The sequence below is a fragment of the Nocardia sp. NPDC003999 genome, from assembly GCF_053604885.1.
In genome coordinates this window covers 441,995-464,249 of the sequence record NZ_JBSGIB010000001.1, presented here as the reverse complement: position 1 = coordinate 464,249, position 22,255 = coordinate 441,995, and the positions used below count along the sequence as shown (strand labels likewise).

General features: G+C 66.4%; 24 protein-coding genes. 8 read left to right on the top strand and 16 right to left on the bottom strand.

What is annotated here, in order from left to right:
• Positions 1–414, bottom strand: a complete 414-nt coding sequence (locus tag ACWESM_RS02290; protein ID WP_397275573.1) for a DUF5997 family protein — start codon at positions 412–414, stop codon at positions 1–3.
• A 61-nt stretch (positions 415–475) separates the two neighbouring features.
• Here ACWESM_RS02290 and ACWESM_RS02285 point away from each other — a divergent pair, with 61 nt between their 5' ends.
• Entirely contained in the window at positions 476–1,399 is a 924-nt protein-coding gene (locus tag ACWESM_RS02285) for a LysR family transcriptional regulator (RefSeq protein ID WP_452490791.1), read from the top strand.
• 52 nt (positions 1,400–1,451) lie between these two features.
• On the opposite strand, the gene ACWESM_RS02280 is transcribed toward ACWESM_RS02285, so the two are convergent.
• Complete coding sequence (locus tag ACWESM_RS02280; protein WP_452490789.1) at positions 1,452–1,766, bottom strand: hypothetical protein; 315 nt, start codon at positions 1,764–1,766, stop codon at positions 1,452–1,454.
• A gap of 132 nt (positions 1,767–1,898) precedes the next feature.
• Positions 1,899–2,165, bottom strand: coding sequence for a DUF2631 domain-containing protein (locus ACWESM_RS02275; protein ID WP_355069939.1), 267 nt, complete (start codon positions 2,163–2,165; stop codon positions 1,899–1,901).
• A 144-nt stretch (positions 2,166–2,309) separates the two neighbouring features.
• On the opposite strand from ACWESM_RS02275, the gene dxr reads away from it, so the two are divergent.
• The 5 genes from dxr to ACWESM_RS02250 all read left to right on the top strand — a co-directional run bounded on the left by dxr (position 2,310) and on the right by ACWESM_RS02250 (position 8,876).
• The gene (gene dxr, locus ACWESM_RS02270) at positions 2,310–3,449 is read left to right on the top strand and encodes a 1-deoxy-D-xylulose-5-phosphate reductoisomerase (protein WP_356961328.1); all 1,140 of its coding nucleotides are present in this window, start codon (positions 2,310–2,312) and stop codon (positions 3,447–3,449) included.
• Between the two features lie 166 nt (positions 3,450–3,615).
• Complete coding sequence (locus ACWESM_RS02265; protein ID WP_355069942.1) at positions 3,616–4,815, top strand: M50 family metallopeptidase; 1,200 nt, start codon at positions 3,616–3,618, stop codon at positions 4,813–4,815.
• Positions 4,816–4,924: 109 nt separating this feature from the next.
• Entirely contained in the window at positions 4,925–6,082 is a 1,158-nt protein-coding gene (ispG, locus tag ACWESM_RS02260; RefSeq protein ID WP_355069944.1) for a flavodoxin-dependent (E)-4-hydroxy-3-methylbut-2-enyl-diphosphate synthase, read from the top strand.
• A 68-nt stretch (positions 6,083–6,150) separates the two neighbouring features.
• On the top strand, positions 6,151–7,014 hold the full coding sequence (locus ACWESM_RS02255) for a GNAT family N-acetyltransferase (RefSeq protein ID WP_355069946.1): 864 nt from the start codon (positions 6,151–6,153) through the stop codon (positions 7,012–7,014).
• Positions 7,015–7,088: 74 nt separating this feature from the next.
• Complete coding sequence (locus tag ACWESM_RS02250; RefSeq protein ID WP_364427135.1) at positions 7,089–8,876, top strand: penicillin-binding transpeptidase domain-containing protein; 1,788 nt, start codon at positions 7,089–7,091, stop codon at positions 8,874–8,876.
• A gap of 18 nt (positions 8,877–8,894) precedes the next feature.
• Here the strand turns inward: ACWESM_RS02250 and ACWESM_RS02245 are convergent, their stop codons facing one another.
• The 6 genes from ACWESM_RS02245 to ACWESM_RS02220 form a co-directional block, all read right to left on the bottom strand.
• Positions 8,895–9,902 carry a hypothetical protein gene (locus ACWESM_RS02245; protein ID WP_397275579.1) on the bottom strand — a complete coding sequence of 336 codons (1,008 nt, stop codon included), beginning with the start codon at positions 9,900–9,902 and terminating at the stop codon, positions 8,895–8,897.
• 122 nt (positions 9,903–10,024) lie between these two features.
• The gene (locus ACWESM_RS02240) at positions 10,025–12,973 is read right to left on the bottom strand and encodes an IPT/TIG domain-containing protein (RefSeq protein ID WP_452490785.1); all 2,949 of its coding nucleotides are present in this window, start codon (positions 12,971–12,973) and stop codon (positions 10,025–10,027) included.
• A 335-nt stretch (positions 12,974–13,308) separates the two neighbouring features.
• Entirely contained in the window at positions 13,309–13,614 is a 306-nt protein-coding gene (locus tag ACWESM_RS02235) for a hypothetical protein (RefSeq protein ID WP_355069953.1), read from the bottom strand.
• Complete coding sequence (locus ACWESM_RS02230) at positions 13,611–14,048, bottom strand: hypothetical protein (protein ID WP_355069954.1); 438 nt, start codon at positions 14,046–14,048, stop codon at positions 13,611–13,613. The genes ACWESM_RS02235 and ACWESM_RS02230 overlap by 4 nt, the downstream gene beginning before the upstream one ends.
• Complete coding sequence (locus ACWESM_RS02225; protein ID WP_355069956.1) at positions 14,045–14,266, bottom strand: hypothetical protein; 222 nt, start codon at positions 14,264–14,266, stop codon at positions 14,045–14,047. Before ACWESM_RS02225 ends, ACWESM_RS02230 begins: the two co-directional genes overlap by 4 nt.
• Before the next feature lie 786 nt (positions 14,267–15,052).
• Positions 15,053–15,790, bottom strand: coding sequence for an IPT/TIG domain-containing protein (locus tag ACWESM_RS02220; protein ID WP_452490783.1), 738 nt, complete (start codon positions 15,788–15,790; stop codon positions 15,053–15,055).
• 330 nt (positions 15,791–16,120) lie between these two features.
• Here ACWESM_RS02220 and ACWESM_RS02215 point away from each other — a divergent pair, with 330 nt between their 5' ends.
• Together ACWESM_RS02215 and ACWESM_RS02210 are read left to right on the top strand one after the other, a co-directional pair.
• Positions 16,121–16,333, top strand: a complete 213-nt coding sequence (locus ACWESM_RS02215) for a hypothetical protein (protein ID WP_452490781.1) — start codon at positions 16,121–16,123, stop codon at positions 16,331–16,333.
• A 294-nt stretch (positions 16,334–16,627) separates the two neighbouring features.
• A complete protein-coding gene (locus ACWESM_RS02210) occupies positions 16,628–16,930 on the top strand; it encodes a hypothetical protein (protein WP_355069963.1) in 303 nt (100 codons plus the stop codon).
• 75 nt (positions 16,931–17,005) lie between these two features.
• Here the strand turns inward: ACWESM_RS02210 and ACWESM_RS02205 are convergent, their stop codons facing one another.
• From ACWESM_RS02205 to ACWESM_RS02175, 7 genes are all read right to left on the bottom strand, one after another.
• Positions 17,006–17,608 (bottom strand): hypothetical protein, encoded by a 603-nt coding sequence (locus ACWESM_RS02205; RefSeq protein WP_452490778.1) that lies wholly within the window; start codon positions 17,606–17,608, stop codon positions 17,006–17,008.
• Positions 17,593–18,438 carry a hypothetical protein gene (locus tag ACWESM_RS02200; RefSeq protein ID WP_452490776.1) on the bottom strand — a complete coding sequence of 282 codons (846 nt, stop codon included), beginning with the start codon at positions 18,436–18,438 and terminating at the stop codon, positions 17,593–17,595. Before ACWESM_RS02200 ends, ACWESM_RS02205 begins: the two co-directional genes overlap by 16 nt.
• Positions 18,438–18,752: a hypothetical protein gene (locus tag ACWESM_RS02195; protein ID WP_452490774.1), complete on the bottom strand. Its 315-nt coding sequence runs from the start codon at positions 18,750–18,752 to the stop codon at positions 18,438–18,440. Before ACWESM_RS02195 ends, ACWESM_RS02200 begins: the two co-directional genes overlap by 1 nt.
• Entirely contained in the window at positions 18,752–19,324 is a 573-nt protein-coding gene (locus ACWESM_RS02190; protein WP_452490772.1) for a hypothetical protein, read from the bottom strand. The genes ACWESM_RS02195 and ACWESM_RS02190 overlap by 1 nt, the downstream gene beginning before the upstream one ends.
• A gap of 379 nt (positions 19,325–19,703) precedes the next feature.
• Positions 19,704–20,480, bottom strand: coding sequence for an ESX secretion-associated protein EspG (locus tag ACWESM_RS02185; RefSeq protein ID WP_452490770.1), 777 nt, complete (start codon positions 20,478–20,480; stop codon positions 19,704–19,706).
• A 97-nt stretch (positions 20,481–20,577) separates the two neighbouring features.
• Positions 20,578–21,744: a WXG100-like domain-containing protein gene (locus tag ACWESM_RS02180; RefSeq protein WP_452490768.1), complete on the bottom strand. Its 1,167-nt coding sequence runs from the start codon at positions 21,742–21,744 to the stop codon at positions 20,578–20,580.
• Positions 21,741–22,220 (bottom strand): hypothetical protein, encoded by a 480-nt coding sequence (locus tag ACWESM_RS02175; RefSeq protein WP_452490766.1) that lies wholly within the window; start codon positions 22,218–22,220, stop codon positions 21,741–21,743. Before ACWESM_RS02175 ends, ACWESM_RS02180 begins: the two co-directional genes overlap by 4 nt.
• Positions 22,221–22,255: the final 35 nt, after the last annotated feature.

Sequence of the window (22,255 nt, the reverse complement as noted above, 5' to 3'; positions counted from 1 at the left end):
TTAGCCGCGGTTCTTCGCCGGACGGTTGGTGGCGGCGCGACGTTCGGCTTCCTTCGTCTTGATGCGCTCGTTCTCCGCGCGGACCGCGGCGTAGTTCTCCCGCTCGCGCACGAGCCACTCCGGCGGGTCGGCGAGCAGGGCGTCGATCTCCTCGACCGTGAGATGGTCGGAGACCCCGGCGCGGGTCAAGCCGGTGTTGGAGACGCCGAGTTTGCGTGCCACCACATCGCGCGGAAACGGGCCGGTGCGGCGCAGTTCGGTGAGCCATTCGGGTGGATCGGCGCGCAGCGCGTCGAGCTGCGTGCGCGAGATCGGCGCGTTGCGGAACTCCTCGGGTGCGGCCGGAAGGTAGATGCCGAGCTTATTCGCCGCCGTCAACGGCTTCATCATCTGCGGTTTCTTGTCCGGGCTCACCGACCCAGCTTACTGGGCGGCGCGGCGGGGCCCGACCGCGCGGTGGCATACGCTTCCACGAATGAGCCCGTTGGAGTCGATCGATGTCGTGCGCCTGCGCTGGTTCGTCGCGGTCGCGCAGGAGTTGCACTTCGCGCGCGCGGCGAAGTCGCTGCACATCTCGCGGCAGAAGCTCAGCCATACCGTCATCGACTTGGAAAACGAACTCGGCACAAAGCTTTTCGTGCCCGGCGCGCAACCGACCCAGCTCACCGACGACGGCCGCGAATTGCTGGAGCGGGCCCGCGAGATCATCGCGCGCGCCGAGTCGGCGGCGCAGCGGCACGATCCGGAGGCATCGGCCGCCCTGCGCGTGGGTTTCGTGCCGGGCGTCACGGTGTCCAAATGGACCCGGATCTGGGCCGAGCGGTTCCCGGACATCCCGCTCGAGGTGAGCGCGCTGGCGCAGGCGGATCAGGAGGCGGCGCTACGTGCGGGGAGCGTGGACATGTGCTTCGTCCGGCTGCCGATCGACCGCGAAGGCATGAGCGCGATCCCGCTCTACCGTGAGGTCCCGGTCGTGGTGGTGCAGAAGGAACACCCGCTGTCGGTGTTCGACGAGGTGCGCATGGCCGACCTGGCCGACGAGCGTCTCCAGGACACCTCGGACGTCGATGCGATCGGCGGCGCTCTGGAGCTGGTCGCGGCGGCCGGCGGCGCGGCGATCGTGCCGCACTCGCTCGCTCGCCTGCATCATCGCCGCGACCTCGTCTACCGTCCGATGCTCGACGTTCCCGACACGGAGGTCGCGCTGGCCTGGCCCGCCGGCCGCACCACGGATCTGGTCGAGGAGTTCGTCGGCGTCGTCCGTGGCCGTTCCGAGCGCAGTTCCCGCAGCCAGGCCCGAGCCGACAAGGACGAGTCGCGGAAGAAGCCCCCGGCCAAGAAGGTGGTCGGTCGTTCGGCCCCGGCCAAGAAGAAACCTGCCCGACGCCGCGGACGCTAGCGATTCGTCCGGCGACGGCGCGAACCCGGCCCGGGTCCGCGCCGCCCGGCGATCAGCTCTTGCAGACTCGGTTCAGTTCGTCCGTCGCGGCGTCCATGCTCATGACCTTGTCGTCGGTCAGAGCGCGGGCGTAGGCGGCGATGGCTTCCTTCTCGGCGCCGTCGGCCTGGATGGCCGAGAGCTTGGCGGCGAGGGACTGCTGCACGGTCGGGTCCAGGTTCCCGCCCGACTCGTCGATGGCGGCGTTGATCGCGTCGACGGCCGCGCCGCACGCCGGTGACTGGGCATACGCGGGCGCGGCGGGCGACAACAGCAGCGAGCCGAACGCACTCGCGGCGAGCAGGGCGGCCGAACAGATCTTGATCATTGCGTCCTAAGTAGTCGTGCGAACAGAAACCGAGGTCCGCGACCCGGCTGGGACGCGGACCTCGGACGCACACGGTACCGGGCCGCAGCCCGCGATACAGGACGAATGAAATTGTGCGAGAGGACTTTTCGGCTAGCGAGGCTTGCGCTGGAGCACCGAGTCGCGGATCAGGATGCCCGCGATCAGGACGGCGAAGCCGACGAGGAAGATGTCCTCGATCTTGCCCTTGTGGTTGCCGACCAGCATGGCCAGCAGGATCAGCGCGACGATCCAGCCCGCGATACGGAAGGTACGACGCGATTCGCCGCTCCAGCCCCAAGCGGCGGAGGGAACTTCGGCGGGATCCACGCGAGTGACGACGCGCTCGGTTTCGACGTGTTCGAGTTCCGTGGCGGCCACGATCGCTCCTTAACTGTTACTTGTACCGATATTCCGGTACGCACTCGATGAGCTGCTGCCGCATATCGTGACATACGACGGTGCGTCGTTGTAAGTCGGCCCGCGCCGGTCGAACACGTTCCCCAGGTAGGACACAATGAAGGCGTGTCCGACATCGTGAGAGTCCTGCTGCTGGGCAGCACCGGATCCATTGGCACCCAAGCGCTCGAGGTGATCGCCGCCAATCCCGACCGCTTCGAGGTGGTCGGACTCGCCGCGCGCGGCGGCAACACCGAGCTGCTCGCCGCCCAGATGGCCGCCACGGGCACACGCAATGTGGCCGTGGCCGATCCGGCCGCGGCCCAGCGGCTGGACCTGCGGCTGGGCGGCCCGGGTGCGGTGACCGAACTGGTGCGCCGCACCGAGGCGGATGTCGTGCTGAACGCTCTGGTCGGCTCGCTCGGGCTGGAGCCGACCCTGGCCACCCTCCAGTCCGGTACGCGCCTGGCGCTGGCCAACAAGGAATCGCTGGTCGCGGGCGGCTCCCTGGTCACCCGCGCCGCCGTCCCCGGACAGATCGTCCCGGTCGACTCGGAGCACTCCGCGCTGGCACAGTGCCTGCGCGGCGGTCGCGCCGACGAGGTCGACCGGCTGGTACTGACCGCCTCCGGCGGCCCGTTCCGCGGCTGGACCGCCGAGATGCTGGAGTCGGTCGAGCCCGCCGAGGCCAAAGCGCATCCCACCTGGTCGATGGGTTTGATGAACACCCTGAACTCGGCCTCGCTGGTGAACAAGGGACTCGAGCTGATCGAGACGCACCTGCTGTTCGGCGTGCCCTACGACCGCATCGACGTCACCGTGCACCCGCAGTCGATAGTGCACTCGATGGTCACCTTCACCGACGGCTCCACGCTCGCCCAGGCCAGCCCGCCGGACATGAAGCTGCCCATCGCGCTGGCGCTCGGCTGGCCGGACCGGGTGCCCGGCGCGGCCGCGGCCTGCGATTTCGGCACCGCGTCCACTTGGACGTTCGAACCGGTCGACAACGACGTCTTCCCCGCGGTGGAGCTGGCCCGCGCGGCCGGCGAGGCCGGCGGCAGTGTCACCGCGGTCTACAACGCCGCCAACGAGGTCGCGGTGCAGGCATTCCTGGACGGCGCCATCCGTTTCCCGCAGATCGTCGGCACGGTGGCCGCCGCGGTGGAGGCGGCCCAGCAGTGGCGCGCGGAGCCGGAATCGCTCGACGAAGTCCTCGCCGCGGACACCTGGGCGCGGGAGTTCGCCGCCGCCCGGGTACGCGGCTGACGCCCTTCGGCGCCGGATCGGACGCGCGAAGCGACGGCGTCCTGGCACACTGAACACACAGGACAGAGCTTTGTCCCATTAAGGTGGTCAGAGTGCTCGCGGCCAGGAGCGGACGCGCGCGTGCGGGATATTCGAGCTGCGCATACGCAGGAGGGCTGTAGAGCAAATGGTGTTCGCGTTGGGGTTCGTGCTGTTCGCGCTGGGCATCACGGTGTCGATCGCGTTGCACGAATGTGGGCACATGTGGACCGCCCAGGCGACCGGCATGAAGGTGCGGCGGTACTTCATCGGATTCGGGCCGAAGATCTTCTCGTTCCGCCGGGGCGAGACCGAATACGGCCTCAAGGCGCTTCCGCTCGGCGGTTTCTGCGACATCGCGGGCATGACGGCGCTCGACGAACTGCGCCCGGAAGAACTCGACCGCGCCATGTATCGCCAGGCCACCTGGAAGCGGCTGGTGGTGATGTCCGGCGGCATCGCGATGAACTTCGTCCTCGGCTTCATCTTGATCGTGGTGCTCGCTGTCGGCTGGGGGCTGCCCAATCTGAAGGAACCCCCCGCCACCGCGCTGGGGGTCATGAGCTGCGTGCCGCAAGGGAAGCCGGACGGCTCGTCCGAGTCCTGCACCGGCACGGGCCCGGCGCAGCGCGCCGGATTGCGGCGCGGTGACATCGTCAAGGAGGTGAACGGCGTCAAGGTGGACACCTGGCGGCAGTTCCAGGCCGAGACCCAGAAGCAGACCGGCCCCTTCACCTACCTCATCGAGCGCGACGGCAGCACCCTCACCATTCCGGTGACCCCGGAGCGGGTCGTGCGCTACCCCGAGGGCGGTGGCGAGGGCCGCGTGGTCGGCGCCGTCGGCGTGGCGCCCGAGCGCTACGACCCCGTGCAATACGACCTGCTGGGCGCTGTCCCCGCCGCCGCCGGGTTCACCGGCGACATGTTCCTGCGCACGGTCGACTCGCTGACCGAGATGCCCGCGAAGGTCTCCGCGCTGTGGAACGCGGTCACCGGAGGCGAGCGTGATCCGGAGACCCCGGTCAGCGTGTACGGCGCCAGCAAGATCGGTGGCGAGACCGCCGAACGCGGCCTGTGGAACGTCTTCATCCTGGTGCTGGCCAGCCTGAACTTCTTCCTCGGCATCTTCAACCTGCTGCCGTTGCTTCCCCTGGACGGGGGCCACATCGCGGTGGTGATCTACGAGAAGATCCGCAACACCATCCGCGGTTGGAAGGGACTCGCGCCGGGTGCGCCGGTGAATTACCTGAAGTTGCTGCCGGCGACCTATGTCGTCGTGGTGATCGGCGGTGCGTACATGCTGCTCACCCTGGCCGCCGACATCGTGAACCCGATCAAGCTGTTCTGACCGGCGCCGCCGATCAGGCGGTGTGACCGGCGACGTAGGGTGGGCGTCGCGCGCCACGGCTAGACTCGGCACCGAACCGGCCGGACACGACGAAAGTAGGCAGCCGAAGGTGACCAGCACAATCGGATTGGGGATGCCGACCGCCCCCGCGGCAGTGCTCGCTCCACGGCGTAAGACCCGCCAGCTGATGGTGGGCAAGGTCGGGGTGGGCAGCGACCACCCGATCTCGGTGCAGTCCATGACCACGACCAAGACGCACGATGTGAACGCCACCCTGCAGCAGATCGCGGAGCTGACCGCGTCGGGGTGCGACATCGTGCGAGTGGCCTGCCCGCGTCAGGAGGACGCGGACGCGCTGGCCACGATCGCCGCGAAATCCCAGATCCCGGTGATCGCCGACATCCACTTCCAGCCCCGTTACATCTTCGCCGCGATCGACGCCGGGTGCGCCGCGGTCCGGGTCAACCCCGGCAACATCAAGGAGTTCGACGGCCGGGTCAAGGAGGTCGCCAAGGCCGCGGGTGCGGCGGGCATCCCGATCCGCATCGGCGTGAACGCCGGTTCGCTGGACAAGCGGATGATGGAGAAGTACGGCAAGGCCACGCCGGAGGCGCTGGTGGAGTCGGCGCTGTGGGAGGCGAGCCTGTTCGAGGAGCACGGGTTCGGTGACATCAAGATCTCGGTCAAGCACAACGACCCGGTGATCATGGTGGAGGCCTACCGGCAGCTGGCCGCGCAGTGCGACTACCCGCTGCACCTCGGCGTCACCGAGGCGGGCCCTGCGTTCCAGGGCACGATCAAGTCGGCGGTCGCGTTCGGCGCGCTGCTGGCGGAGGGCATCGGCGACACGATCCGCGTCTCGCTGTCCGCGCCGCCCGCCGAGGAGGTCAAGGTCGGCGGGCAGATCCTGCAATCGCTGAACCTGCGCCCGCGCAAGCTCGAGATCGTGTCGTGCCCCTCCTGCGGGCGCGCGCAGGTCGACGTGTACACGCTGGCCAACGAGGTCACCGCGGGCCTGGAGGGCATGGCGGTGCCGCTGCGAGTGGCCGTCATGGGCTGCGTCGTGAACGGGCCCGGTGAGGCGCGCGAGGCCGACCTGGGTGTGGCCTCCGGCAACGGCAAGGGCCAGATCTTCGTCAAGGGCGAGGTCATCAAGACCGTTCCCGAGGCGCAGATCGTCGAGACGCTGATCGAAGAGGCGATGCGCATCGCCGAGGAGATGGGCGAGGACTCGGGCGCGGGCGAACCGGTCGTCACCGTCGGCTGAGGACGCGCCTAACCAGCGCTTTCGGCTTAGTCATACCGCATAGCGCCGGTTCGTGGCAGGCTGTCATCGTGCGGAGTCTGCTGGAGCCGGCGCGACGGGCCAAATACGCCCCTGCGCGGCAGCTCGCTAATCGGGATCTTGCTCAGGTGCTACGTGTGCTGGATGCGGATCCGGTCGCCTCGTGCATGGTCGCGGCCCGCCTGCAAGAGTTCGGTTTGGACAACCGGTGCGGCCAAGGGGAGCTGTGGAGCAGGGGCGGCCCGTCGGAATCGCTGTGTTTCTCGGGTGCGAACCTGGTGCCGTTGCTGGGGGATCGTGGCGCACTGCGCGCGTTCGCCGACCGCGCTATGCGCTGGCCCCGCGTCTGTTCCTCGGTGGTCGGGCGCAGGGAACTGGCGTTGCCGCTGTGGGAGATGTTGACCGGGCACTGGGGTCCGGAACGTGAGCTACGCGGGGAACAACCGCTGCTGGCACTGGCCCAGCCACCAGTGGCCACGCCCGACGCGGAGGTACGCCGGGTGCGTCGCGACGAACTCGACCGCTACCTCTCGGCCGCGATCGCCATGTTCATCGAGGAGGTCGGCGTCGATCCGCGCGCGGGTGACGGCGGACGCGGCTATCGCCGCCGCATCCAGAGCTTGATCGAATCCGGCCGCGCCTGGGCTCGTTTCGAGGACGGGGAAGTGGTCTTCAAAGCGGAGGTCGGCTCGCTGTCCCGGCGCACGGGCCAGATCCAAGGCGTCTGGGTGCACCCGGATCATCGGGGGAAGGGGCATGGCACCGCGGGTACCGCGGCGGTCGCGAACGCCGTGGTCGCCTCCGGCCGCACTGCCAGCCTGTACGTAAACGACTACAACGCGATCGCTCGCCGCGCCTACAGCCGCGTCGGGTTCCGGCAGATCGCGACTTTCGCCACCGTGCTGGTCGACTGAGCGTGGCCGACTCCGCGGCGAATCCCGGAGTGCCGCAGGCGTTTGCCCATCAGTGACTATTACCATCGGTGCCGATGTCCACTCGGATGCTTCTCTCGGTCGCCGTCGCGGCCCTCACGGTGGCGGCCGCCGGTTGTGCGAGCAAGCCGCAGGGGCCGGTTCCCGTCGCGGACGCGTTCGTCAAAGCGTTCGCCGAGCACCGGGTCAGCGCCGCCGCCGACCTTACGAACCTGCCGGAAAAGGCAGACGCAGCATTGCGTTCCGCTTGGAATCAACTCCAGGCCGAACAGCTCACGGCGCGCACCGGCGCGGCGCGCGTGACCGGTGACACCGCGACCGTCGACTACACCTACGAGTGGCGGCTACCGAAGAACCGGACCTGGAAGTACTCGGGCCAGTTGCAGATGGGACGCAGCAACGGGCGCTGGATGGTCCGCTGGACCTCTTCCGACATCCATCCCAAACTCGGTGACACCCAGACCATGGCGTTGCGATCCGAGCCGCCGCCGCGGGCGCGCGTGAACGAGCAGTCCGGCAGCGACATCATGGTGCCCGGCAAGGTGTCCCGGGTCGCGTTCGTGGCGGCCGACGCCGCCGATCCGAAAAGTGTGGCCACCGCGCTCTCCGCCGCGCTGTACCGTTTCGACAAGTCGCTGACGCCGCAGTCGATTCTCGACGCGGCCGAGGCCGCGCACGGCGCCTATACGGTCGCGCTGCTCAACGATCTCGAATCCGCTGAGGTGACCACCGATCTGATCGGGTTGCCCGGCGTCACGTTGACCCAGCAGTGGGATCTGGTCGCCACCGATCGGGAGTTCGCGCCCGATCTGCTCACCCAGGTGCGTAAAACGGTGATCGCGGAAGTGGACGGCAAAGCGGGGTGGAGCGTGGTCACCTTGAACGCCAACGGCGCCGACACCGATGTCCTGATGGAGGTGCCCTCGCAACCCGCGCCGTCGTTCTCGCTCAGCGTCGACCGCAACGTGCAGAACGCCGCACAGCGTGCCGTGCAGGCGCGTACCGAGCAGACCATGATGGTGGTGGTGCGCCCGTCCACCGGCGCGATCCTGGCGGTCGCGCAGAACAAGGCCGCCGATCGAGATGGTCCCCTCGCGACGATCGGCCAGTATCCGCCCGGCTCGGTGTTCAAGACGGTGACCGCCGCCGCGGCCATGTCGAACGGCCTCGTGACCCCGGACACGGTGCTGCCGTGCCCCAGCCGAATCGTGATCGGGGAGCGGACCATCCCCAACTACAACCTGTTCACCGTCGGCAATGTGCCGATGTCCACGGCCTACGAGCGCTCCTGCAACACCTCGTTCGCCAAACTCGCCAGTGATCTGCCCGGTCCCGCGTTGCACGAGGCCGCCGCGAAGCTCGGTGTGGGACCCACGTATACGGTGGTGGGGCTGCCGACGACCACCGGTTCGGTGCCCGCCTCGGACGACCTGATCCAGCGCACCGAGGACGGCATCGGTCAGGGCAAAGTGGTGGTCAGCCCGTTCGGCATGGCGCTCATGGCAGCGACCGTCGCGCACGGCTCGGTGCCCGTGCCGTACCTGATCGCGGGGCGGCCCACCCAGGTCGATGGCGACCGTCCGCCCCTCGCTCCCGACGTCATCGAGGGACTGCGCACGATGATGCGCAAGGTGGTCCTGGGCGGTACGGCCGAGCGGATCGCCGATCAGGGCGAGGTCTACGGCAAGACCGGCGAAGCCGAAGTGGACGGCGGGTCGCACTCCTGGTTCGTCGGCTTCCGTGGCGACATCGCTTTCGCGACGCTGCTGGTCGAAGGGGGCAGTTCCGACAACGCCGTCGCGGTGACACGGGACATGCTGGCGGCGCTGCCACCCGGATACTGACGCATCGCCGCCACACTGTCATTCACCGGAGGCCGGCCCGATCAGCAGATGCTCCAAGCTGACCGTGTGGTCGGAGTACTGGTCGACACCGATGACGGCGACGAAGTCGTGATCACCGGCACGCTGTTGCAGAGCCCCCCACGAGTGGGCCAGATACCACCCCGCTCCGGCGGTGCCCCGTGGACCCAAACCGCCGCAATGCATCCAGTAGCGGCCGGGATGCCGATCGGGGCTCGGGCGTACCCGGGCGACGACGCCGATGTTGCGGTCGTCGTCGGAGTCGTACCCGCTTCCGTCGGCCAGTCGCAGCTGCACGGAACGGAAACCGTCCTCGGCGACGCTGTCGCGCACGGTGAACAGCGGACGCTCGACGGTGTCCAGATACAACCGCAGGCAGTCGTTGCCGGTCAGCCCGAAGCTGATGCACGGGCGGTCGCGGCGCGCGACGAGATCGCGGTCGCTGCGGACGTCGACCGGGATGCTGGTGTGGCGTTGCAGGAAGGAAAGCACATACAGCAATCCCCGCAGATCGTTCTCCGCCACCACCGACGGGAGGTCGACGTATCGGTTCCCGAACGCGCCGCCATGCTTCTGAAACACACGCTGCTGGCCGATGCCCGCCGCTCGAAGTGCTTGCGCGGCGGGCCGTGCCAACTCGAATGCCGAGTACACCAGCGTCGTTCCGTTGGTGATCATCTCGGCGCCGAGGAAAGCCTCGAGTGAGGCCTCGACGCCGGAGAATCCCGTCTCGTGCGAAGGGATGTCGACGGGTGCGGAGTTGGCCATCTGGAACAATCCCTCAACGGTCCAGCCCGGGAACATCCGCTCCAGCACTCGGCAGTGATAGTCGCGCGGCAGCCCGATCATGCGCCCGGACAGCCACTGGTAATACTGCGCCTTCGCCGGCCCGTGCCCGGGCGGGATGGGCGGATCGAGCCGCGCCGCGCACCGGTCGTACGCGGCCAGAAAATCGTGATGACTCTTGAGATGCCGCTCCGCCAGCAGCATCTTGAGTACGGTCGCCAACGAAACCCCCTTAACCCCTGCAGCCTCCGTCCACGGTGGCGGAGACTCGTGTCGTAGTCGCTCGACCGCGACGAAGCTGGGCCGCCGGCAACAGCCTGCCGACGGCCCAGCCGCTTCAGCCGTCAGATGTAGGTGAACGCAAGACCATTACTGGTTCCTCCTGCAGTGGTGACGGTGAGTTGTACGGTGCCCGTTCCGGCGGGTGTGACCGCCGTGATCTGGAGCGCGGAGTCGACGGTGAACGACGCCGCCGGTGTGCCGCCGAAGTCCACCGAGGTGGCTCCGAGCAGGTTCGTTCCGGCGATGACGACCGTCGTCCCGCCCGCCGCCGACCCCACGTTCGGCAGCGCCGTGATCAATGTGGGAACCCCGAGGTAGGTGTAGGCGATTCCGTTGCTGGTACCTCCTGCGGTGGTGACGGTGACCTGTACGGTGCCGGTCCCCGCGGGCGCGACCGCGGTGATCTGCGTATCGGAGAGCACTGTGAACGAGGTGGCCGGTGTGCCGCCGAAGGTGACCGCGGTGGCGGTGGAGAGCCCCGTCCCGGTCAGGACGACGATCGTCCCACCGGCTTCCAATCCCACATTCGGCAGCACCGTGGTGAGGGTGGGGAGCGGAATGTAGGTGTAGGCCACGCCATTGCTGGTTCCGCCCGCTGTGGTGACGGTGAGTTGCACCGTTCCGGTTCCGGCGGGTGCGACGGCGGTGATCTGGGTGGCGGAGTCGACGGTGAACGAGGTCGCCGGTGTGGCACCGAAGTCGACCGCTGTGGCTCCGGTCAGCCCTGTGCCGGTGAGAACGACGATCGTACCGCCCGCTTCCACGCCCACATTCGGGACAGCTGCCGTCAGCGTGGGAACTGCGATGTAGGTGTATGGAAGGCCGTTGCTGGTTCCGCCGGATGTGGTGGCGGTGACCTGCACTGTACCGGTTCCGGCGGGTGCGACGGCGGTGATCTGCGTATTGGAGTCGACCGTGAACGAGGTCGCCGGTGCACCGCCGAAGTCCACCCCGGTGGTACCGGTCAGCCCGGTTCCCGTGATGACGACTGTTGTTCCGCCCGCGGCAGGTCCGATATTCGGGACCACCGTGGTGAGGGTGGGAACCGGAATGTAGGTGTAGGGCAGGCCGTTGCTGGTTCCGCCCGCTGTGGTGACGGTGACCGATACGGTTCCGGTTCCGGCGGGTGCGACGGCGGTGATCTGCGTATTGGAGTTGACCGTGAACGAGGTCGCCGGTGTGCCACCGAAGGTGACCGCAGTAGCTGTCGACAACCCGGTGCCGGTGATGACGACCGTCGTCCCACCAGCTGCCACACCCGAATTCGGGACCACCGTGGTGAGGGTCGGGACCGCGACGTAGGTGTAGGCGACTCCGTTGCTGGTTCCACCGGGTGTGGTGGCGGTGACCGATACGGTTCCGGTTCCGGCGGGTGCGACGGCGGTGATCTGGGTGGCGGAGTTGACGGTGAACGAGGTCGCCGGTGTGCCACCGAAGGTGACCGCTGTGGCTCCGGTCAGTCCGGTTCCCGTGAGAACGACGGTTGTTCCGCCGGACACCGGTCCGACATTCGGGACCACCGTGGTGAGGGTGGGCACCGCGACGTAGGTGTAGGCGACTCCGTTGCTGGTTCCACCGGGTGTGGTGACGGTGACCGATACGGTTCCGGTTCCGGCTGGTGCGACGGCCGTGATCTGGGTGGCGGAATTGACGGTGAACGAAGTCGCCGGTGTGCCACCGAAGCTGACCGCTGTGGCTCCGGTCAGTCCCGTTCCCGTGAGAACGACCGTCGTTCCGCCCGACACCGGACCCACGTTCGGCACTGCCGCTGTGAGGGCGGGAACGGCGATGTAGGTGTAGGCGACTCCGTTGCTCGTCCCGCCCGCAGTGGTGACGGTGACCGACACTGTTCCGGTTCCGGCGGGTGCGACGGCGGTGATCTGGGTGGCGGAGTTGACCGTGAACGAGGTCGCCGGTGTGGCACCGAAGGTGACCGCTGTGGCTCCGGTCAGGTTGGTTCCGGTGAGTATCACCGTTGTTCCGCCCGCGGCCGGTCCGGTGTTCGGGACCACCGTGGTGAGGGTGGGCACCGCGACGTAGGTGTAGGCGACGCCGTTACTGATTCCACCCGGTGTGGTGACCTTGACCGATACCGTTCCGGTTCCGGCCGGTGCGACGGCGGTGATCTGGGTCGCGGAGTTGACCGTGAACGAGGTCGCCGGTGTGGCACCGAAGGTGACCGCTGTGGCTCCGGTCAGGTTGGTTCCGGTGAGAACCACCGTCGTCCCGCCGGTCACCGGCCCGGTGCTGGGGGCGATGCTCGTCAGCGTGGGCACCGCGGCGTAGGTGTAGGCGACTCCGTTGCTGGTTCCACCCGATCCGGTGACGGTGACCTGCACGGTGCCGGTCCCGGCGGGTGCGACGGCCGTGATCTGAGTCGGGGAGTTGATTGTGAAAAGCGTCGCGGTGCTGCCGAATCGCACCGTCAGCGGGCCGGTGAACCCGGTACCGGTGATGATGACGCTGTTACCGCCCGCGGTGGGACCGGAAGTCGGCGAGATGGACGTGATCGTGGGGACCACGACATAGGTGTAGGGGACCGCGCCGCTGGTGCCGCCGGGACCGGTCACGGTGACCGGGACGATCCCCGTTCCGGCCGGGGTGACGGCCGTGATCTGCGTGTCGGAGACGACCGTGAAGGACGTAGCCGGTGTGCTGCCGAACGTGACCGCGGTGGCGCCGGTGAAGCCGGATCCGTTCAGAGTGACGGTCGTTCCGCCCGCGGTCGACCCCTGATTGGGAGTGATGCTGTTCAACGCGGGAACGGCGACATAGGTGTAGGGGAGCCCGTTGCTGGTCCCGCCCGAGTTGGTGACGGTGACCTGCACGGTGCCGACCGAACCGGCGGGGGCGACCGCAGTGATCTGGGTGGCGGAATCGAGCGTGAACGTGGTTGCGGTACTGCCGAATCGTACGGTGGTGGGACCGCCGAATCCGGTGCCCGTGATCGTGACGCTCGTACCACCGGTGGTCGGTCCCGATGTCGGGGACAGAGAGGTGATGGTAGGCATGGCGCTGCCTCCTTGTTGCCGTGGTGTTTGTTCCTCTGTCACCGGGGGGCGCCGACAATTCCATGGCCCGGCTGGTTTCCATCTCACTCCGAGATACGGGGGCTGGCAACATGTCTGGAATCCGTTTTGGTCCGTTTTCGGATAGGTGCCGGCGTGTCTGTTTGCGAAGTGAACTACTTGGCACACGTTGCGGCAGCGAAGTTTTCGGCGGCGTCGCGACGCCGCCGATTATTTGCCGACGCGAAGCGGGTGGCCGGAGCGCGGAGAGCCGCGAACATTCGGCGACCACTGGAAAATGGCCTCGCGGTGTCCCGCTCGTCGAGCTCCTGTCCGCGTCACAGGAACAGTTCGGGCGGATCGTCGAATTCGATGCCCGCCTGCCGCACCCGGCTCACCATCTTCCGATCCCACTCCCGGTGTGCCCGCAGCGCCATGCGGAACTCGCCCATCTGCTCGGACATCTGCTGTGTCTGCGAAATGGCCAGGTCGCTGAGGACTTTCGCCGCGTCGGCCTTCGTTTTGGTCATGTTGGCGTCGACGTCGCCGCGCTTGAACCACGCCGTCACCGCCGCCGACAGCGCCGATGAGCTGGCGATGAGCACCAGCGCGGCGAAGAGCGGCGACTGCTGTACCAGGTTCATGACGCCTCCCTCACCTTCACCGCGTGCAGCGTCCGCACGTCTTGCAGCACCTGGCGGCGCTTCCACAGGAACGCGACGCCCAGCGCGATCGGCAGCGGACCGCCGAGAAACGTGGCCGTGCCGAGGCTTCGGTTCTCGAGCTGCAACAGCAGCAGCTGCGCACCGAAGGCCACCAGGGACCAGCCGAGCGCCCCGAGACCGACCTGCTCGATCAGATACCCCCAGACGTGCCGGGCGAACAAACCGACCAGCGTCGTGGCGCAGCCGATCAGCATGAGAACCAGCCACAGTGTCCGGAGCCCCGACGGCATGGCCGCGGTCGCCGAATCAGGTGGCGGCCCGTAGACGCACTGCAAGAGCATCGAGGCGCCGAAGACAGCGCACAGCACCACCTCGAAGGGGTCGTGGCGGGTCTTCTCCTTGGTCGCTTTCATGCTGGCTCACCGCTGTCCGGTGGCGCCGGGCTGACCCGGTGGCGTGCCGACTCGACCGCGGGCAGGCCCAGCGCCGCCGCGATGATGGCGAGGACGAATCCGGAGAGGTCGGACGAGACAACGCCCTTGGCGACTCCGTACCCGATCAGCGCGACCAGCAGTGGGTACAACAATGCGCGGACGGGCTCACTGTGCAGGAACGTGATTACTTTGTTCATCGGTTCTTTCCTTTCTTTCTTGATGCGGCATCGGGGTGCCGCCGGCCGGTCTGGAAGCCCGATGACTGGAGAACTGTGCGCCGCACCCAGGCGTCGGGGTCCGTTGGGACACGGTCGCGAGTTCGGACCGTGTCGGTGTCGTGGAATCCACCCCGAGCGGGATCTAGTTGAACCCGTGTGCGGTGGAGGACGGTTCGTGATGCGATGCTGTCGCCCGCACCACCGCGATGCTGTCCACTCGAATGCCGGTCGCCACCGTGACACGAGAAGCCCGCGCGTGCCGTCCCGAAGACGGGGAGAGGAATGTAGGCATGGCGCTGCCTCTCTGTTTGCTGGTTCCTCCAAAGCGGGGGGTGCCCGAAGCTGGTGTTGGATCGGTTAACTCCGTTATGCCCCAGGAACAGCGCGTCGGCAACGTGTAGGATGATCCGTTTTTGTCCGTTTTCCAGATTGTTGCCACGTGTTGACCAGCGCCGGGAACGGATCGTCGGGCCTTGCCCCGGAGTTGTTCTCGCCGACATGGCAGGCTGGGACTGTCGCCTTGGCAGCCGACCGTCCCTCCTGCGGACGGAATCCAGTCGCGCGCAGTCATTATCGGTGCCGAGCCGTTCCACGGCGCGTGGGCTTCCGGGCCGGTGGCCGCTGTCGGTCGCCGGTGTGAAGGAAGGACCCTGCTGTTGCGGACGGTCTGCTCGAGAGGGACTGCGAGAAGCTCGCAGTGAATCAGGCGCTCAACGCGATCGGGCCGCCGCCGGATTCCCGGCGACGGCCCGTGGGTTGTCTCGATCAGACGTAGGTGTAGGTGACGCCGTTGCTGGTGCCACCCGAGCCGGTGACGGTGACCTGCACGGATCCGGTCGCACCTCCGGGAGCGATGGCGGTGATCTGCAACGCGGAGTCGACGGTGAAGGTCGTGGCGGTACTGCCGAACCGGACGGTCAGCGGGCCGGTGAACCCGGTGCCGGAGATCGTGACGTTGTTGCCGCCCGATGCGGGACCCGAAGCAGGGGAGACCGCCGTGATGGTGGGCACCACGACATAGATGAAGGTGACCCCGTTGCTGGTGCCGCCCGGAGCGGTGACGGTGACCGACACGATGCCCGCGCCCGCCGGGGCGACGGCCGTGATCTGCGTATCCGAGTCGACGGTGAACGAAGTCGCCGGTGTGGTGCCGAAAGTGACGGCGGTGGCACCGGTCAGTCCGGACCCGGTGAGTGTGACCGACGTCCCGCCGGCGGTTGACCCCTGGCCGGGGGCGATGGAGGTCAAAGCCGGGACGGCGAGATAGGTGTAGGTGGCACCGTTGCTGGTCCCGCCCGAATCGCTGACCGTCACCTGTACCGCGCCGGCCGACCCCGCGGGAGCGACGGCCGTGATCTGTATGGCGGAGTCGATGGTGAAAGTCGTTGCGGTGGAGCCGAACCGCACGGTCAGCGGACCGGTGAACCCGGTGCCCGCGATCGTGACGCTGGTGCCTCCCGTGGTGGGGCCCGAGGTGGGTGTGATCGAAGTGATTGTGGGCACGGCGATGCCTCCTGGTTTCGTGGAGATTGTTTTCTCTACGCCGGGGGGAGGGCGCCCCGACTCACTCAGTGGCCCGGCTCTTTCCATTAGCGCCCACCGCCGCTACCTCGGCAATAAGTCAGCCACTCCGTTTTTGTCCGTTTTCGAATCCATTCTGTGCGAACGCTTATCAGCGGTGTTCTCGCGGGGTCACATGGCCTCGGCCGCGGCCGGAAAGATACGCCAGCAACGCCGCCACCTCGTCCGGTGCTTCGAGTGGTCCGCAGTGCCTGGTCCCGAACTCGACCAGTTCCACCACCGCGGCAGTTTCTCGGCGAGGAGGCGAGAGCGATGCGCCGGCGCGATGCGGTCGGTACGTCCGGCGATCACCAGGGTCGGCACGGTGAGGGCGCGAGGATCGAGACGGGTCACCAGGCGCACCAGCATGGCGCCGTAGCCGCCACGGCCGCGAGCGTCTATCTGCTGGTGCCCAGCCGGCATCTGGATCTCGAGAATCTCACCGTCGCCCGGCACGTAGCCCGCCGGACCATCGCACCCTGGTGACGGCTCTTCTTACCGGCCCCGGCGGCGACCTTCCGACGCCGTCACCGGGTCCGGCGAGACAGACGGATGTGATGGCAGCTCGGGCGACGCCCCGGCGGCTGGAGCCCGTCGGCACCAGCAGGAAAGCGGTATCGTGGACCCGGTCGTGCTGTCCGAGTGCGTTGCGTCCGAGGGGGATTTATTGATCGGGAGAACCGGTGCGGGAATCACTGTGGGGCCGGTCGTCCTCCGTCTGCCTGCCACCGATGCACGGTTCGGTCGTGCCTCCCGACCCGCGCGGGTAGGAGCGGAAGCGTGAACGGTCAGCCCCCACTGCTCCCTGCGGGCCCGGGAACGGTGCTCGACGCCAGGGCAGTCCTGAACGGAACTGTCGACATGCGCACCTACCGGCGCAAGTATCTGGTCATCTACGCGCAACCCCGGCGAGGTCTCGCCTGGGATGCAGGACTGCTGAAAGCCAACCATGACGGAAATTTGTCGATACTGGCCTCCTGTATCGAATGGCTGGACACGTACTTCGGCTGGGAACTGGTGAGCGTCTTCACCCGCCAGGTCGACAAGTACTACATCCACCACGCGATGCTTCGGCGGCGATAAGCGACAACCCATTGGAGCAAAGCGAGACCGGCCGCAAACTGCCGTCGGTCGCGGTCCGCTGACGGGTGTCTGCCGTCAACCCCCGAGAGCGCGGATCATGTCGATGAGCACCTGCGCGCCTTCTCGGGTCAGTTGGTCATCTCGCGTCGTTTGGTCTTCGGTGGCTCGGAACTGGAGTTCACCCTTCCAGCCGTCGACCGTGGTGGTGAGGTCGACGTCGAGCAGTGTGGTGGCGTGGTCGCCCCCTTTGGGCAGTGGCTCGGTCGCTACCTTGACGCTCGCGCCGTTCACGGTCAGAACCTTGGTCGGGTAGTTCTCTATCGGCGCGGGAGGTATGGACAGGGTGTTACCACGGACGGTGACGCGAAACAGGGATACGTATCCGAGTGCAGACGGCCACGCGGACCCGTCTGCCTTCTCGTAGACACACCCATTGCCGGTGCCAATCTTATCGGTCAGCGTTTTTCCGCCAGCACCGGCGCTGACCTGCAGATTTTCGGCACCAGCTCGAGTGACGAAGAACTGTTTCGCAGAGTCGCACAACTCCTGAATTGTGTGGCTGCTCGTCGGTATCTCATACTTGTCGGGATGAGTGTGCGAAAACAAATCGCAGGCCGAAAGCAGCACTGCCAGAGACGAAATCGCGAGCAGCTTCCGGACGATCATGTCGCCTGCCATTCGGAGCTGGGAGAGTTGGTGTTGAAGTCGTCGGAAGAGCTGCGGGGCCACCGGTTGTTATGGAATCCTTTCTGACTTTCTGTCGACTCTTTTATCTTGTTGATACTCTGCCTTTGCAAAAGGAGGGCATCTGTGAGGTTTTTCGTGTACTCGACAGCGTTGCCGATCACCTTTCCGAGAATATCGATTGCATCGGATACTCCCATCGGAGCAGCGACAAAGGTGATGATCTTGCCAAGAGCCTTCCCGAGCTTGATGAGCAGGTCCGCGACATCCGTGACGATCTTGGAATAGAAGTCCCAAGCGATATCCGATACTTTGGCAAGTGCGTCGGTCATTTTGTCGCAGGTAGATTTCGCGGAATCCATTGCGGTGTCTTGGAGTATCCGCGCCGCTGTGTACTTGAGCGCCGCCGATCCCGCCCAGTAGCCGGTGAGGTTCCCGTTGTTCACCTCGTTGTTCTGCGCGCCGCCAATCTTGCCTTTCAGCGTCGTCCATGCCTCGCTGGTCTGTAAGAAGGCGATGGGTGCCTTCAGGCTGTCGACCGCAACCTGCAGCTTGTCCAAGAGTTCCTGGATCTTCTTCTTGATCTCTTCCTTGTGGTCCTGCATGTAACCGGTGAAGTCGTCCTCGGTCATCGCGCCGTAGACGGCACCGGCGACCGCACCCGCGAATCCGAAGAATGTCGCCGCCTCGACCTCGGCGGCGGCGATCGCCGCTTTCCGGAACGCGTCATCCACCTTGGCGGGCTGGTTCCTGATCTCCGCGATCTGGTCCGAGAACCTATCGAGTACGGTGTTGATCTCGTCCAGAGACTTCGTGGCACCCATCAGTAATCCGCTTCCAGTTCGATCAGGACGTTCGCGAAGTTCTGGTCCTGCTCCTGATACACCTTGGCGACATGGTCCAGAACTGTGGCGATGGAATCGGTTTCATCTCTTCCCTCGACCAGTCTGTCGTACATATACCGCGCGGCCGCCATCTGGGCATCCCAAGTTTCTTGGAACAGCCCCCAGACGACGTCCTGGTGGCTGAAGTGGATGCTCTGCGCCTCGGTAGCGGCGACGGTGAGGGCATCCGACGCGTGCGCCCAGGCTCTGGCGGCCTTGACCAGTTGGTTCAGATCCGTTGAGAAATTGACCATTACGAGTTCCTCATCAGGTAGCGCTTGTATTCCGCGAGTTCGTGTTCGAGCTCGTCGTCGGTGCGGTCGGCCCATGTCCCGTCCTCGTGGAACCGTGGGCGCTGCTGCCGGATCTGATTCGCGCAGTCGAGGATGTCGTGCGCAATGTAGGACGGGCTGGCCGTCGCCGCCCACTGCGGATCGATCTCGATGTTGTCGATGCGAGAAAGGCTGGCGGTCAGCGTGATCGAAGGCACTCCGAAGTCGGTTTCCTGCCCTTGTCCGACGAATTCATCACTAAGCCGCAAGGATCGTTCGACGATCTCGAATTCGGCAAGTGACCGGGTATCGAGGAGCGTTATCAGCTCGGCACGGCGGGAGGGAGATACGGTCAAGTCGGTCCATTTGCCCGATGCGATCACCGGCGCGTCATGCCGCCACAGCGCCACATAATAGCCCGTCATCGCCGCCGCGGAGAGATCTGGTGGATCCAGGCGATCGTGAATATTCCGGCTCACATCAACCTCTACCGGAAGGCGGCCTTCGTCGAGACTCATTGTGATCAGGCCGACTCCCATCAAGCCAGTGGCCACTCTTTCCCCTTCTGTCTTCACTGCAGCGAGATTGTCCCGCCGATGGCCACTATTGAATCAAGCGACAAACAGGCTGCAATTCATCGCAGGCCTCGCAAGTCACCAGCCCCCTCGCGGCCAGTCGTGGTGCACCAGCAATCCAGTGGTACGTCCGCTCAGGCTGTTGCCGAACAGACACTACCGTTCTGTTTGCCGCCCCAGCAAGGGCGACGTCACGGCTTGGACGGTCGGCCTGCCAACGCGTGCGGTAACCGCGAAAAGCGCAGTCACGCAAAACATTTTCCCAGCAGGGCCATCGTGAGGGCGAGGCTCGGCCGAGTGCGGACCGCACCGCCGCTGGATCCGGGTGCCACGTGACCGGCAAGTAGCGGACCCGCACCTACCAACTTTCGGGGCGGGCGGTGGCGAGGCGTTGGAGGGCTTGGTCGATCCAGGTTGTGAAGTGGGTGGTCAGGTCGGTGGGGGTGGTGGGGCGGACGGTGATGTGGTCGGTGCGGTGTTCGGTGTAGCGGCCGTCGGCGGAGATGTCGTGCCACTGGAGGACTTTGGTGGGTTTGGTGTGGGTGTGCAGGGGGGCGGTGATGAGGACGGCGGTGCCGCCGCCGTCGACGGGGCGGCCGAGGAGGCGCTGGTATTGCTCGCGGGGGGTGTTGCGGGCGTTGTCCTGGAGGTAGGTGTCGCGGCGGGGGATCAGGTCGTCGGGGTGGAAGGTGGCGGGTTTCTCCCCTCCGGGGGCGCAGGCGGGGATGGCGTTGACGAGGCGTGCCGGGAGTTGTTCGGCGGGGAACATGCGGCCGCGGATCGGGCCGTGCTCGTGTTGGTTGCCCGCTTGGCTGAGGACGACGGCGCGGTAGCTGTCGCGGGCGCCGAGGATTCGGTACTCGCGGATGTCGTCGGGGCCGGTGCTGTTCTTGTGCTTGCAGGTGCCGCCGAGGATCTCGATTCGGAGATCGGAGTCGCCGAGGGTGTGGAAGGCCGCGGCGATCTCGTCTAGTTCGTCCGCGGAGTAGCGCTGCCATACGGCGGTGCGGTGGGCGGCGAAGTCGTCGCGGAAGGCGAAACGGCTGGTGTAGCGCAGTGGGCTGGGGATGCGATCGTGCGCGTCGCCGTACCAGAGAGCGGCGAAATCGTCCGGTTCCCAGGTCCATTCAGCCATGTGAGGTCCAATCCGGCCGCGTCGGAGCGGCCACTATCCACGCACGCCCGCTACCTGTGGATGCGGGCGTGCGCCGAGTCGAGAAGTGTGCGGGCAGTCAGTCGGGGGTGCCACCGATGACGCCGCCGGGCAGCGTTCTCGGGGGCTCGCCGAGCAGCTCGTCGGTGTTCTCCTGGGTGATCAGGTAGTCCGGTGTCTTGTGCTCGGATTCATCGTCCTTGCCGCTGCCGCGAGAGCCGTGCGGCATCATGCCCGACGTTCCGCTCGTGCCTCGCAGTCCGGAGGTGGTCCGCGCCGCGGCTGCCGGATTCATTGATGTGTTCGGCGTTCCCGGTGCGCCCGCGATGCTGCGTCCCGGTTGCGGCTGGTTCGTTGTGCCGGGCGTGCCGGGGCTGCCCGGTGTGCCCGGGCTATGCGGGGTCGGGGTGCCCGTCGACGTGGTCTTCGTCGGGTCCGTGGTGGAGGCGGGAGTCGTCGACGTGGGGTCCACGCCTGCGGGCTTGGTCGTGGTATCGGACGCCGTCGCGTCGGAGGATTGCTGGTTCTGGGTCGACTCGTCGGTGGACTGCTGCTGTTCTTCGGCGCTCGTCGTCTCGGGCTTGCCGTCGCCGTCCTTGTCGCCGGGAGTACCGGAATCGGTGCTGGTAGGACCGTTGCCGGAGTCGTTCGACGAGGGGCCGCCGCTATCGTCGCTGTGGTATCCGCCTGGAGGGGGCGCCGGGATGTCCACCGACGCGGTCGGGCCGACCGGAGTGGGCAGCACCGGAATCTTGCCGTCCATCTCGCTGAACGGCTGAACGTAGTATTCCTGCATCGCGACCCGCGCGGATTGCTCGGCCAGGAAGCGTTCGCTCGACAGATTCCAGCGCCTCGGATTGAAAATGCGATCCTCGAACGGGATATTGACGAGATCGGGGATAGCCTTCTTCGTATCGGTGATCGCGGTGGCGGCGTCGCGAACCCGGTAGTACAGCTCCTCGAGGGATGTCGTCAGATTCTGTGCGTCGCTGGTGTATTTGGCGATGGAGCTCTTGGACTGCTCCGCTGCGGGGCCGGACCAGGCTTGCGCAATGGAAGTCTGGATGGAGCGCGCGAAAGTCTCAACACCTCGCTCCCACTCGTTGCGAGCTTGCCAGTACGTGTCAGCTTGGGTGAACGTATCGGTGGGGTCGAGCGGCTTGAACGTGTCGTTGATGCGGGAGTGTTCCCAGCTGTCGGGGTGCTCACCACCGTTCGGGATGCGCTTGTTCTCGTAGCCGTTCATTTGTCCGCTCCATTCGGGAGCCTGGGCGGTGAGAACTGGACTCCGACGGGCGGGCGCTCGGGCAGTGTGGTGTTCAACCGGTTGAAATCTGCGGCAAAGTCGCTGTCTACCTGCATGATTCGATCACGGGCGAGCCGATGCACCTCTTGGATGTCCTCGACGATCCGATAGTGATCTTCCATGATCTGATGGACACTGTTGCGATCCTCGGCCCCCCGAGCCTTCTTCTTGAATCTGTCGACCAAGGTTTCTGCCGAGACCATGTCGCCGTTACCCTCGCCCAAGCCCCAGTGATCCTGTCCTGCCACAAGATCCATAGAGGCTTGGATTTTTCGAATGGAAATCTTGAAATACTCGCAGTCACGGTCTATGTAGATGAAGTCCTCTGCGGACATCTGGATACCTAGCTGGCCCTCTTGTGCGGCGTTCAATATGTTGGCCATAGGCCGAGGCGGCTGCGCATTGTCGTCACCCATGTGTTATTCCCTCCCGGTGAGTCGATCGCTTCGAC